Here is a 13,666-nt window from a genome sequence, read left to right as displayed (position 1 = left end):
TCTATTTTTACAAAATATACATAAAAACTCATCTTTACAACAGATATAAACATCTGATATTATTACCTGGTACTTAATATTATTCTATGTAAATTATAGATAAATAATTTAAAACACGATATAAATCTCCAGTTAGTGAAAGGAGTATCCTTTTTGCAAACAAATATACATTCTGAAAAGGAAACAATTATTTTTATTCATGGATTAGTTGGCAATCGTCGCGCCTTCAAAAAAGAGCAAAAACGATTTTCTGCCTCCTACAACATTATAACTTATGACTTATTAGGTCACGGTGATGATAAAGGAGAAGCAATCGACTTTTCATTACAGCGCCTCGTAGATCAATTATTAAACTTATATGAACAAGAAGGTATTAAAAAAGCACATATTTGTGCGCTAAGTTACGGCTGTTACATCTCTACAATTTTTGCACAAATGCATCCAGAAAAAGTATTAAGTATTTGTCATATTGGAGGACATTACAATAACCCTTCTCGTTTATATAATGTATTTCAAAATTTTTGGGAGAAGCGAGGAGATGAATACTCTAAATGGCTCTCTCAATACGCAAATACTATTTTTCCAAGCGGTATATTAAAAGCAAATCCGTTCGCAGTCATTTCAAGAAATATTTACTACCGTTTCGGATTACAATTACATTCATCCATAATTGCCCAGTCATTACGACATAGGTTAGAATTCGATTTAAAATCTAAATTAAAATCACTTCCTCACCCTATACTATGGGTAATGGGAGAGCATGATCATCTCTATAAATCTTGTCTATTTGATTTGAAATCTATTTTGCCTAACGTTCTATATAAGGAAATACCGTTAGCGGGACATGCAGCGAACTTATTTCGTCCTAACTATTTCCATGACTTATATGATCGATTTTTAAATGGAAAGTTAAAATAAAAACTATTAAACTTCCAATTTATTCAACTATAAAAAGGCTTCCCAAGTTTCCTTGGAAAGCCTTTTCTCTATACGAAAAGTATATAAAACTACTTTTTCTTAGTATGCTTTTGTGTAACCTAATAGGTGCTTGCTCCAGTAAGAGTTACTTACAGAACTAATACGTACACCAGTTGCATCTGTTTCTGCACTAATGAACTGACCGTTTCCTAAGTAAACACCCATGTGAGAAGGACCTGATTTATAAGTATTTTGGAAGTATACTAAATCACCTGGTTGTGGATTGCTAGTTTTTGTTTTAGAGCTCCAGTATCCAGCAACTGTTTGACGAGCGCCTTTATGACCAGTTTGATTTAATACGTAGTGAATGAATCCACTGCAGTCAAAACCAGCAGGTGTTGTACCAGCAGTTCTGTATGGTGAACCATTTAAAGATCTAGCGAATCCAGCGATTGAAGATGTATCTCCACCTGTTGTTGGTTTTTGTACGTCTTTACCTGGTTGTTGAACGTTATTTGTAACATTATTGTTATTTGTAACGTTGTTTACTCCGCCTTTTACAAACTTAACGAAGTCTGCACTTACGTAACCTGTGCGGCCGTTATGGTTAATTTTGTACCAACCATTTTCAGCACCAGTAACGTTTAATACTTTACCATTTGTTACTCCACCGATTACAGCGTTGTATGTAGCTGGGCCTGTACGTACTTTTAAAGCACCAGTGTTAACAACATAAGAACCACCAGTTTGAACTGTTGTAGTATTGTTGTTTGTAGTTGGTTGTTGTGTTTCGTTAGATACAGCAGAACCACCTTTTGTTACGAAGTCTTTGCTTACGTATCCAGTTCCACCATTGAAGTTGATTTTAAACCAATCTTGTACTTCACCTACAACTTGTACTGTTTTACCTTTGTTTACAGAACCTAATACTGTATGAGATGTACTTGGGCCTGTACGTACGTTAAGTGAAGAAACGTTTACTGTGTAAGTACCTGTTCCTTGTTGAACAGTCGTTCCTGTTTTGCCACCAGTCGTTACGAAGTCACCACTTACATAACCTGTTTGACCATTTACGTTTACTTTGAACCAACCATTTTCTTGTCCAACTACTTGTAGCACTTGGCCTGACTTTACTTTAGAAATAACGTTATGTCCTGTACCAGCACCTGAACGAACATTTAATACATCAGCAGTTACTGTGTATTTTAATTCAGAAGTTGTTTCTACAGTTTTTGTTTCAGTTACAGTCGTTTGAGTTTGAGTTTGTCCATTAATTTCTTTTAGCGCTTCATTTGAAACTTGTGCATGAGCAGAATCCATTCCTGGAACTGCAACGCCAGCTACAGAAGCTGCTGCTAAACCTGCAATTACTTTTTTCATAAGTTGTCTTTACTTCCTTTCCCTACTATCCTCTTAAAAAAAAACTAAAACTTTAATACTTTACAATATTATCAAAGTAAAATATTCATCCAGTTCCATTTTTTAGCAAGAGTTTTATTTTTCACACAGAGTTCATTTTAAACGAACGAAGTGAAATCTGTGTGAACTTCATGTGAACTTTATCATTAATTATAGTATTTTTGCAATGATTTTTTCAAATTTCTCATATATCGCATGAAAATTCGACATTCCATTTAATATCTTAATATAAAACATCCCTTTTCTATCTTCTATAAAAAATTCTATTAACCTAATACAAACCACATTATGTATTTCCTTATAAAGCTCCTTACATGAAGTATACTTTCATCATGACAAAAATCACTCTATTTATCAATAGTATAATATTTTTAGAAAACTAAATTTCTATACTATCTACAATTTTGAAATAATTTGACGAATTGTAAGATTTATTTCAAAAAAGCCATTTCTCCTTTAAAGAAAACACACACTATATCAACTGTTCTCTTTTTCCCATAATGGAATTTATAGGATATTTATAGTATTATATACATATCTTAATAAAAAAGAATTTTAGCGAATTGATTAAAGTTTCATTCCCTTATAAAATGAAACTTTAATCAGTAAGGGTTTTATACATCCTCCGCTAATTATTAACCCTCACCACTCGGGCTTCCCATTAATACGGAGTTTTATTGGAATAAAAAGAGGAGGCATATTTGTGAAAAATATAATAGATGATCCAATACAAAAAAATATAGAGCTATACTATGCTTTTATTCAATTCGTTTCAATGATAACATTACAAAAAGTATCAGCTATTGAAACACGTAAAAATGAATTAAAAAATCAGATGAAAAATGCCAGACAAAAAAACCCTTATTACGTATAAAAAAAGGTGAACAGGTTATATTCCTGTTCACCTTTTATCAAATTATTTATAAATTTTCACACGGTCCTCTAGCGGTTGGAATTCTTTTTCACCAGCATGTACTACCGGTTTACCAAATGGCATTTGTGCAATAAGTTTCCAATTCTCTGGAACATCCCACTCTTTTCTCACTTCTTCATCAATTAGCGGATTGTAATGCTGTAACGTAGCACCAAACCCTTCAATTTCTAAAGCTGTCCAAATTGCAAATTGTAACATTCCTGATGATTGCTGAGACCAAGTTGGGAAATTATCTTTATATAATGCAAAGTTAGCTTGAAGGCTTTCCACTACTTCACTGTCTTCAAAATATAAAACCGTTCCATAACCACTTTTAAATGCATTCATTTTTTCTTCAGTAGGTGCAAAGTTATTTTCAGGTACAATTTTTCGTAACGTTTCTTTCGTAATATCCCATAATTTATCATGTTGTTCTCCTAATAAAACAACAACGCGAGCACTTTGAGAATTAAAAGCTGAAGGTGTATGTTTTACAGCATGATAAATCACTTCTTGAATTTTCTCATCAGAAACTACTTGCTCTTTACTAATTGCATAAATAGATCTTCTGTCTTCAATTGCTGAGTAAAAATCTTTTGCCATCATAATTCCCTCCAATTTTCAATTGAGGCTATTTCATATGTATATATCATATTACGCCCCTCAAACTTATTATTAATAAGCTTATAACTTTATAATATCACAGCAACAAACAAACTCAAATAATAACACTTATATTTAGAAGCTTTTTCCTTTTTAAAATAAAAATAAAAAGACTGTTTGTTGTTATCTAAAATTAGTAACAACAAACAGTCTTACTTATGTAGCGATCTAGATTCGTATTTTACTTACTTAATTAACTAATCCAAATGCATACGACATTAACTTATTTGTCTCTGTAAAACGTTTTGTTTTACTTGATGTCCCCATGACCACTGTAATAATTCGATTATCACCTTGCTTTGCAGTCCCAGTAAAACAGTATCCTGCGCTATCTGTAAATCCAGTCTTTAGTCCGTCCATTCCTTCTATATATAAACTTTTATTATTTTTGTTTAACATGTCGTTTGTGCTTATAACATTAATATTATTAAATGCTAGCTGACTTTGACGTAAGTGAGTCACTTCTAATATTTCCGGATAATCTTTTATAAGATGATACGCCAATTGCGCTACATCAGCAGCCGTCATTTTTGTTTCACTTCCATCTGGCTCTTGTAATCCAGAAGCATTTGCAAATTTAGCATGTTCCGACATTTTTAACTGTTTCGCTTTTGCATCCATAAGCTGAACGAAATCTTTCTCCGATTTTGCCATATGTTCTGCTAAGGCCACAGCCGAATTATTAGCTGACTCAATCATTAATGCATGATATAAATCTTTAACAGTTAATGTGTCATTAACTTGTACTGGGATTCTCGCTCCTTCTGTTTGTGCCGCCTTCGCACTCATTTTTACTGGATCTTCCCAGCGAACTTTCCCGTTATGTATACTCTCTAGTAAGAGATACGCTGTCATCATCTTAGACATACTAGCCGGTGCAAAAGCTTCATTTTCATTATATTGATAAATAATATCTCCATCACTCGCATCGATAATCATAGCTGCTTTTGCGTTAATTTCTGGTGGGATGTACTTTGGCGGGACTACTTTTTCAGTAAATCCTGCTTTAGGTAGTTCTGCCACTTGCAAAGGTTGTCCCTCTACATTCGCTATGCTCTTTTGATTTCCTTGGAATAAGAACCAACATATCCCTAAAATAATAACTAATAGGACTGTCATCCTTCCCCATTTTAACCGATTCATTTCAAAACTCCTTTAGCAAACCTTTTATACACTCATATTTAACCTTAACAACAATTCCTTTATATAGTCAAGGTAAAAGGTATATTTATTCATATACAGCAATGATTATTTTAATTTATTTATGTTAAACTTACAATATTGAAACGTAAGAATATTCAATAATAAAATCTCGTAAATAAAGCGAAACTTTAATCAGCCCCCCAATCGGGCTACCCGTCAAATAGCGAGATAAACTATTTAATAGAAGGGATTCATACAAATGCTACTTCCAAAATCATTAAAATACGGAGACACAATTGGGATCTACTCCCCTTCTTCACCAGTAACCTACACTTCTCCAAAAAGATTTGAACGAGCAAAATCTTACTTACAACAGAAAGGGTTTCATATATTAGAAGGTTCATTAACAGGTCGATATGATTTTTATCGTTCTGGTAGTATACAAGAGCGTGCTGAGGAACTAAATGTCTTGATAAGAAATCCTAATGTTTCTTGTATTATGTCAACAATTGGTGGGATGAATTCAAATTCAATATTACCTTATATTGATTATGATGCTTTTCTAAAGAACCCTAAAATAATGATTGGGTATTCAGATGCAACTGCTTTATTACTAGGAATTTACGCCAAAACAGGAATCCCTACATTTTATGGACCAGCTCTCGTCCCTTCCTTTGGCGAATTTGAACCTTTTGTTGATTGTACATACAAATATTTTGCTGAAACTTTACTACATGATCATTCTCTTCCTTATCATATAAAACAACCATTATTTTGGTCAGATGAATTTATTAATTGGGAAGAAAAGACGAAGGAGAAAGAACTTCGACCAAACGATTGGATTTCAGTAATTGATGGAAAAGCTACTGGGCGTATTATTGGCGGGAATTTAAACACGATACAAGGAATTTTGGGTAGTCCCTATATGCCACATATTCAAGAAGGCGACATTCTCTTTATTGAGGACAGTTCAAAAGATGCAGCTACTATTGAAAGAAGCTTTTCATTACTTAAAATTAACGGTGTATTCGATAAAATTTCAGGTATCATTCTTGGAAAACACGAGCAATTTGATGATTGTGGTACCAACCGAAAACCTTTTGAAATACTATTAGAAGTACTTCAAAATCAAAGAATTCCTTTTCTAGCTGACTTCGATTGTTGTCATACACATCCCATGATTACCATACCTATCGGTGTTCAAGTAGAGTTGGATGCAACAAATAAAACGATACATATTGTAGAACCTTGGAAAAAATGAATTCATAGATAGCTTCTATTGTTTTACAATAAAAGCCATGATACTATATAATTTGGAATGTGAAAGGTTAAACAAAATACGTTCCAATATATATCATTAGAAAAATTAGGTATAAATATATATTTATATGCAAAAGAGAGTGAATAAATGAAACCAACTATTAAAAATTACGTATTTTTACATGTAGCTTTTTTGATATATTCTATCATTATGGTTTACATGAAATGGGCAGCTAAATTCCCCATTGCTTCCATCTCATTTTTTGTTGCTTATTTCGGACTAGTTATACTTTTATTCGGATATGCAATTTTATGGCAACAAGTAATTAAACATTTCGAAATTTCAAAAGCATATTCACATCGCGGAATTATTATACTGTGGTCAATGCTTTGGTCAGTATTTCTATTTGGAGATACGATTCAGTGGAATCATTTACTTGGTGCAGCTATTATTATCGTCGGGATTGTGGTGGTGACAAAAGATGAATAGTTATATGTTATTATTTATTTTCGGGATAATTTTAGCTAATTACTCACAAATATTATTAAAAAAAGCTACTTTGCAACAATACGATTCTAGAATAAAAGAATATGTGAATCCTTATGTTATTATCGGCTACTCTTTATTTGTAATTAACGCCGGATTAAATGTTATCGCCATGAAGGGCATGGCATTAAAACAAGCATCAGCATTAGAATCCTTAAGTTATATCATCATATTAATTTTCGGTTGGTATTTCCTAGGAGAAAAAATAACGAAACGTAAACTCATCGGCAACATGATTATTATCGTTGGTGTAATCGTTTATTGTATCCAATAGTAAAAAGCTCCGTTTATCACAAACGGAGCTTTTTACTATTGACCTAAATTTTGCACTTTATCTTTCAAATCTCGAACTTGATCTACCGTCTGCATAAGCTCAGAGTTTTTAAATTGCTCTACATCCACTTTGCCTTCTTCTATCTTTGTCTTCGCCGTATCAATTAACGTATTTAACTTTTCGTTATATCCGACGATTTGTTGATGAAGATCCTTTGCTACATCAGGTGGCGTTAATTCATTGAATGCGGGTATATCTTGTTTAATTTCACTAAGCTTCGTTTCTAATTCTTTTCGAGCCTCGCTATCATTAACGGCCTTTTCTGCTAATGCTGGTGCATCATTTGCAAATGCACTTATTTCATTTACATAGTCTGTCGCCTTTTGAGCATAATCTATGGAGTTCTTTCCTTCTTCCACTATTGAACATCCCATTAAACCAATTGAAACTATGAATACTAATACAATTGATTTTATTTTCATTTTAGACCCCCTTCGTCCTTATAATTGTCTGTAATTTTCTCTATACATAACTTCTAGCTAAATTGTTTATAACCTTTTTCAAATAGCTATTTACCCTCTTACATGCCCTATTATCGTTACAACATCTATTTCTATATGTACGCTTATAATATCTTCAATTATATCCATATACCCTTGTCCTATAGCTGTTCCATAGTGCAATGTAAGCCCCTTCTTTTCATACACTGACTTTGGCACTGAAAAAATAAATCTCCTCAAGTTTCTTTCATCAGCTGGTTCCATAATTAAAACAATCCCATCCTCATCAAACATATACGCTCGCCCTCCAACTTTACATTCACTATGGCTCAGTATTGCCTTGGTCAGCAAAATTTAAAACATAATAAGTTAAGATACACTCTGCTCTATCATAAAGTGAAACTTTAATTAGCCCTCACAAGTCGACTCTTTATCGGCAAATAGCGGGATAAAAATAAAAAGCATTCATTCTTTTTTGTTAAGAATGAATGCTTTTTAAAAAATCAATTTCTAACTCTAGCATCTTTTTTTGACGAGGTTTTACTTTCCTTACGGGAACTCCAGCGTAAATATACCAATCATCTAAACTCTCTTTTACCATACTCATCGCACCGACTGCCGTACCTTCTCCTACCGTTACATTTGGAAAAATAATAGAATTAGCACCAATAATCACATGTTTTTTAAAAATAACTTTTTCTGCTTTCACATTCCTATATTGATTTGGGACGGTTGGCCCCATTAATGTATTTCCACTGAAATCATCAAGTACTGCATATACGATTGTTTTAGCTGAGATGTTTGCAAAATCATGCATTTCAATCCCAACTTCCCCTCCATATAACGCTGTATACGCTGATATGTGCGAATAACTTCCAATTGTGATTTTGCCACTTAAAATGCAAAAATCATCAATTCTTACATGATTGCCAACTGATATAGCACTCGGATTATATATACTTGCTTTTTTACTAACCAATACATTTTTCCCAACAGATAAAAATCCAATTTCCTTTAGTTCTTCTTGACTATAAAAACTATTCATCTACCGACACCACCTTCTGCTCTAAACAGATTACAATTTGCTCTACTAGTTCTTTCGTCATTCCTTCCCATAAAGGTAAACTTACGATTCGTTTTGCTATTTTATTCGTCTTTGTTAAATCTGTAGACTTATAGTTTTTAAAAAGAACTTGTTGGTGGCAAGATGGTGAAAAGTATAATCTAGCTTCTATTTTCTGTTTTTTCAGTTCTTCTATTACTTGTATGTTGCGAACTTCTTCTGGACAAATGATAGGCATAAATTGGTGAATAACTGCTTCTGTCTTTTGGACTTTCCACCCTTTTTTCATTAACCCAGTATTTTGTAACAACTGTTTATACCATTCAGAAATACGAGTGCGTTCTTTTAATTTTTGATCCCACTTTTTTATAGTCGCAATCCCAATAGCTGCTGCGTATTCAGACATTTTACAATTAAACCCCATCATCGTGCATTCACGATTTTTATCAAATCCGAAATTCCCCATTCTTTTAATACGTTGTATATCTTCTTCGTTTTTACTATATATGAGCCCTCCTTCACCAATTCCGAAAGGCTTTGTTGCATGAAAGCTATATACGATCATTCCACTAAAATCTTGACCGTAATGCATTCCTCCATTCATTAAACCAAATCCTGGCGCCGCATCTACGACAACCGGAATCCCCTTCTTCTCTAATTCTTCATATTCTTCTAAGTTCATCCATGATCCAAAAGTGGCGTACGGGACAACAATCGCAACCTCTTCTTTTAATTCTTCTATCTTATCCAAAAGTACGGTTTTATCCATATACCAATCATCTATTGAAATATCAATAAAGTAAGGTTCCAATCCACACCAAATAGCGGCTAAGGCAGTCGCAGGGAATGTAAAGCTAGGCATGAGAGCATACTTTCCCTTTCTTCTTTTCTTTAGTTGAATAGCCGCCATTAACCCTAACGTTGCGTTTGCTACTGTTGTAACAGCTCCCCTGTTTTGAAAAAATGACGACATAATTGTTTCCTCAAAACGTTGATTTATAGGTCCATAATTCGTATATATGTGAGATGTATCAATTTCCTTCAATTCATCCAAATACTCACTTACAGGTACAGTTGAAGCACGTAAAAAAGGAATACTCTCCATATCTATCTATTCCTTCCTATCATTTTCGGACAATATAGAGCATATCTGTTTCAGATAATCCAAATTTCCTAGCACTTTTCATTCCTTGTTTTTCCGCTATGTTATATAATTCTACCTTAAATCCTGCATTCATTAATCGTTGAATAAATCCCGATTGATTATAAATTCTCACATGATCTTCTTGACCAAAAGCTAATTTCCTCAATTGTGGTGTTACAATTAATTCATTCTCTACAATAAAATCTACATTCATTACGATTGGTACTTGAATAATTCCCCATCCATTTGGCTTTAACACTCTATATAACTCTCGCATTGCTTTATCATCATCAGGAACGTGTTCTAACACATGACTACATAATATTACATCAAAAGTATTACTATCATATGTAATCCTTGTAACATCAATTTCCTTCATTAATGGATCCTTTGGTTCTAAGTCACCACATACATACGTAATATTTTTATACTCGTTAAACCAATCTCTTAACTTCGCTTCAGGTGCAATATGAAGCATAGTATAGTTTCTATTTAACAAGTCCGTTTCCGTTTCAATGTACGCACGATACAATCTTTCACGATCCATCGAATTACAAACTGGACATATCCCTGTATCTTTATTCCACATTTCAAATTTATATTTCGGAAAATCATATTGTGCTGGCCAAGGTGAAAATTTTTTAAATTGTTGATTGCAATATTGACAATAACAACATTCTTTCTCGAACATATGAGCAACTAACTTGTTTAAGCCTTTTTTTATCTTTTCATTATAAATTTGATCTAGTTCGCCATTTCTTACTGCATCCTTAACTATAAATCCCGCATTTTCTAAACAATAAGATAAACTCTCTTTATACTCACTTTCGGAGCTTAAAAACCCACTATTATATGCATCTATAATTAATTCAATCCACTCTTCAATTGTCATTAAAATAAAATGCATTTGTTTTTGATTTTGTCCACTATGCTGTCTAAAATAACTAAGAGGTTCTTGTATATAAACTACTTTTCCTTTCCTCATCATATCTAGCCAAGTTGCAATGTCATTAATAGCAGAATAAGCCTTTCCTTTAAAATATCCAAACTTCCCGTCAAACAAATTCCGATTAAACAAAACAGTTGTCGGCTCACCAACTACATTTTTCAAGTTTTTTAACATATAATTCCCTAATTCTTTTCCTTCAAAAAGTGTAGTTTCTTTCGCGATTTTCATATTTAATGTTGAAGGTGGTAATATCTCTCCATTCTCATCAATCAGTTCACGATATGACGTCACAAATGAAATATTTTCTAACGTCAAAAAGTATTTCATCATTCTCTCGATCTTTTCATGATGAAATAAATCATCATCTAATAAAAAGTTTATATAGTCCCCATTCGCAAGTTCTACACACTTATTAAAGTTTTCAGCAACTAACGGCGTTTCATTTTTAACATATGTAATACACTCATATTCACGTAAGTACGGTTGAATCATAGCATTGACTTCATCATTTGTACTGTCGTCAGAAATAATAATTTCAATATTTTCATATGTTTGATTCAAAGCGCTGTTGAGTGCTAATTCCAAGTAATAAGGTCTATTGTATGCAGGAATAAGTATACTTACTTTCGGTAAAGAAGAATTATTATTTATATGTTGTTTTTTCTTTTCTATGTTTATTTTCTTCGCTCTAATTTTTTGGTAATAGTCTAATGTATATAATATTGATGATGGAACTATCCTTCTTGCATAATCTAGAAAATTAGTTATCGCTTTGTCTAACTCTTTTTCAGTGGATAAGAAACCATATTGTTCTCCTGCTATAATACTGTGTGAAAAATCTTCTAACCCATCCATCATTTTATTAGATTCATTTAACTGTTGATCTGGATGTAATCGAAAGTAACTAAGTGTCTCTGCTATATATACAGCTTTTCCTTTACTTAATAAAGATAACCATGAAGCTATATCTACGTTACATAAATACCGCCTCTTATCAAAAATCCCAAACGGTTCTTGTAAATCATTTTTACGAAATAAAACTGTTGTCGGTTCTCCAATATAATTTTTTTGATCCACAATTACCTTATTTCCTAATTCTGTTCCCGCTATAATGGTATCCTCTTCAAATAAACGGACAGTCGAATAAATATGTCGTAGCTCTTTCCCTTTATCATCAATGACTTGACGATGAGATGTTACAAGCTTAATTTCATTATCTAAATCATCGAAAAAATACTTCATCATTTTTTCAATTTTATTCACATGAAATACATCATCATCCATTAAAAAATTTATATACTCACCGTTCGCTTCATTAAATAACATTAACGCATTTTCAAACTGTCCAAGAGTTGATTTATTTTTTATATAAATAATATTTGAATGATCACATAAGTATTTTTGTAACACTTTTTCTGTTTCATCATTCGTGCTGTCATCTCCAACTATAATTTCTATATTAGGGTACGTTTGTTCTAACACACTACATAGCGCCTTTTCAAAGTAACGAGGACGATTATACGTAGGAATTAATACACTTACCAACGGCAGTTGCTCTACCACCTCTTCAGTTCTTTCGATACGAGTTCTCATTTTAACTCTCTCACCTCTTCGCATATTATTTATATACGCGACACAAAAATCACATTACTTTAACTGTATGGAGCCTATATACTTTTATGCAAACATGAAACAAATTATCATACTTTTCGTTCCTGAATAAACATATTTAATAATGCGGACATTTTATTTGCACCTTTTTTATTCATATGATCACTATCATAAAAATCATCATCACAAAATAATGGTGAATCAAATAGATCTATAATTTGAAAAGAATATTGAGTTTGAAAATCATTTATAACTTTATAAAAATCTTCTTTTAATTTCTTACTACTACAATTGAAATAATGTGAAGTAACTGGGAATACAACAATTAATGGTTTTATATCATTTTTTAACAGTAATTCTAAATATTTTTTAAAAATTATTTTATTTTCAACTAAAGTTTGAGGATACGCCAATTTAGCATGTGAAGCTGCTCTTATTTTCCCGTGTTCTTCAAAAGGAATATGAAGAGGAGTAGTATTCCATTCAGCATTTACCCAAGGCAGTATCAATGATTCATCTTTTAGTTCATCTAATAAAATATATTCAAAATGCAAATTAAAAATAGAAAGAAGTGGTTTCGGAGTATTTAGATGGGAGAATCCATCAGTGGGTAGAGGAGAGTGAACTACAGTATGATGACCATCTTGAAACAATGGATAATATACTTTGTGAATTCTATATGATTCGGAGGATAACGACATATCAAAGTAAAACGAGAAATAGGCTATTCCTATTAAACAATATTGAAATGAATGATTGTTTGATAAAAGTTGTGACGCTATTAAATAATCATAGTATAGATCTTGCGATGGAAGTGTTAATTTTATTGACTTTTTTGAGAGAAGCTCCGTACTTATGCCACAATGCGGATAAGACAAACCGGTAGCAAACAATTCATACGTCGGATCACTCTTTGCTTTTTTCATAGAAATGTATAAAGACATAAGATCCGGATTTATTTGATAGATAGAAATTAATTTATCCTTCCATTCATACATGTATTTTGTTAAATTAATAATTTTTGAACTTTGCACGCCCCTATTTATCAAGTCATTTGTAAGTTTTTCTGCGTCCCCTCTCCAAATGACTATATATTGAAAAGAACTTTCTAGACGAACAACATCTGAAACGTCCACAACATGAACTATTGTTTTACATTTATTTTTGTCTAACGTATTTCGAATCCTATCCCCTGATAATTCATCACTTAAAACAATGATTTTATATTGCTCCTTCATGTACATCCCCTCCATTATATGTAT

At 32.4% G+C, this 13,666-nt stretch carries 14 protein-coding genes; 5 read left to right on the top strand and 9 right to left on the bottom strand.

Translation table 11 applies throughout. The annotated features are described in order from the left end of the window. The first annotated feature begins 153 nt into the window (after positions 1-153). Positions 154-918, top strand: coding sequence for an alpha/beta fold hydrolase (locus NST27_RS09455; protein WP_001194306.1), 765 nt, complete (start codon positions 154-156; stop codon positions 916-918). Between the two features lie 99 nt (positions 919-1,017). On the opposite strand, the gene entFM is transcribed toward NST27_RS09455, so the two are convergent. Next, positions 1,018-2,298 carry an enterotoxin EntFM gene (gene entFM, locus NST27_RS09450; RefSeq protein ID WP_000755525.1) on the bottom strand — a complete coding sequence of 427 codons (1,281 nt, stop codon included), beginning with the start codon at positions 2,296-2,298 and terminating at the stop codon, positions 1,018-1,020. Positions 2,299-3,040: 742 nt separating this feature from the next. Between entFM and NST27_RS09445 the strand changes: the two genes are divergently transcribed. Further along, complete coding sequence (locus NST27_RS09445) at positions 3,041-3,211, top strand: hypothetical protein (RefSeq protein WP_000789344.1); 171 nt, start codon at positions 3,041-3,043, stop codon at positions 3,209-3,211. A gap of 42 nt (positions 3,212-3,253) precedes the next feature. On the opposite strand, the gene NST27_RS09440 is transcribed toward NST27_RS09445, so the two are convergent. Together NST27_RS09440 and NST27_RS09435 are read right to left on the bottom strand one after the other, a co-directional pair. Then, positions 3,254-3,856 (bottom strand): nitroreductase family protein, encoded by a 603-nt coding sequence (locus NST27_RS09440; protein WP_001987122.1) that lies wholly within the window; start codon positions 3,854-3,856, stop codon positions 3,254-3,256. Between the two features lie 246 nt (positions 3,857-4,102). After that, positions 4,103-5,056 (bottom strand): D-alanyl-D-alanine carboxypeptidase family protein, encoded by a 954-nt coding sequence (locus tag NST27_RS09435; RefSeq protein WP_001080870.1) that lies wholly within the window; start codon positions 5,054-5,056, stop codon positions 4,103-4,105. A 259-nt stretch (positions 5,057-5,315) separates the two neighbouring features. Between NST27_RS09435 and NST27_RS09430 the strand changes: the two genes are divergently transcribed. From NST27_RS09430 to NST27_RS09420, 3 genes are all read left to right on the top strand, one after another. Then, entirely contained in the window at positions 5,316-6,317 is a 1,002-nt protein-coding gene (locus NST27_RS09430) for a S66 family peptidase (RefSeq protein WP_000926324.1), read from the top strand. A gap of 147 nt (positions 6,318-6,464) precedes the next feature. Beyond that, positions 6,465-6,806, top strand: a complete 342-nt coding sequence (locus NST27_RS09425) for an EamA family transporter (protein ID WP_000805125.1) — start codon at positions 6,465-6,467, stop codon at positions 6,804-6,806. After that, positions 6,799-7,137 (top strand): EamA family transporter, encoded by a 339-nt coding sequence (locus tag NST27_RS09420; RefSeq protein WP_001089868.1) that lies wholly within the window; start codon positions 6,799-6,801, stop codon positions 7,135-7,137. The genes NST27_RS09425 and NST27_RS09420 overlap by 8 nt, the downstream gene beginning before the upstream one ends. 35 nt (positions 7,138-7,172) lie before the next feature. Here NST27_RS09420 and NST27_RS09415 read toward each other — a convergent pair whose 3' ends face one another. The 6 genes from NST27_RS09415 to NST27_RS09390 form a co-directional block, all read right to left on the bottom strand. Further along, positions 7,173-7,619, bottom strand: a complete 447-nt coding sequence (locus NST27_RS09415; protein ID WP_000695229.1) for a DUF6376 family protein — start codon at positions 7,617-7,619, stop codon at positions 7,173-7,175. Positions 7,620-7,709: 90 nt separating this feature from the next. Continuing rightward, positions 7,710-7,931 carry a hypothetical protein gene (locus NST27_RS09410; protein WP_000459099.1) on the bottom strand — a complete coding sequence of 74 codons (222 nt, stop codon included), beginning with the start codon at positions 7,929-7,931 and terminating at the stop codon, positions 7,710-7,712. Between the two features lie 184 nt (positions 7,932-8,115). Continuing rightward, positions 8,116-8,682, bottom strand: coding sequence for an acyltransferase (locus tag NST27_RS09405; RefSeq protein WP_001084164.1), 567 nt, complete (start codon positions 8,680-8,682; stop codon positions 8,116-8,118). After that, positions 8,675-9,805: a DegT/DnrJ/EryC1/StrS aminotransferase family protein gene (locus NST27_RS09400; protein WP_000443944.1), complete on the bottom strand. Its 1,131-nt coding sequence runs from the start codon at positions 9,803-9,805 to the stop codon at positions 8,675-8,677. Before NST27_RS09400 ends, NST27_RS09405 begins: the two co-directional genes overlap by 8 nt. Before the next feature lie 19 nt (positions 9,806-9,824). Beyond that, positions 9,825-12,386 carry a glycosyltransferase gene (locus NST27_RS09395; RefSeq protein ID WP_001260420.1) on the bottom strand — a complete coding sequence of 854 codons (2,562 nt, stop codon included), beginning with the start codon at positions 12,384-12,386 and terminating at the stop codon, positions 9,825-9,827. Positions 12,387-12,493: 107 nt separating this feature from the next. Further along, positions 12,494-13,642 carry a hypothetical protein gene (locus NST27_RS09390; RefSeq protein ID WP_047385955.1) on the bottom strand — a complete coding sequence of 383 codons (1,149 nt, stop codon included), beginning with the start codon at positions 13,640-13,642 and terminating at the stop codon, positions 12,494-12,496. Positions 13,643-13,666: the final 24 nt, after the last annotated feature.

The organism is Bacillus sp. FSL W8-0770 (genome assembly GCF_038008705.1).
Lineage (GTDB): Bacteria > Bacillota > Bacilli > Bacillales > Bacillaceae_G > Bacillus_A > Bacillus_A cereus.
This window is presented reverse-complemented; position numbering and strand designations above follow the sequence as displayed.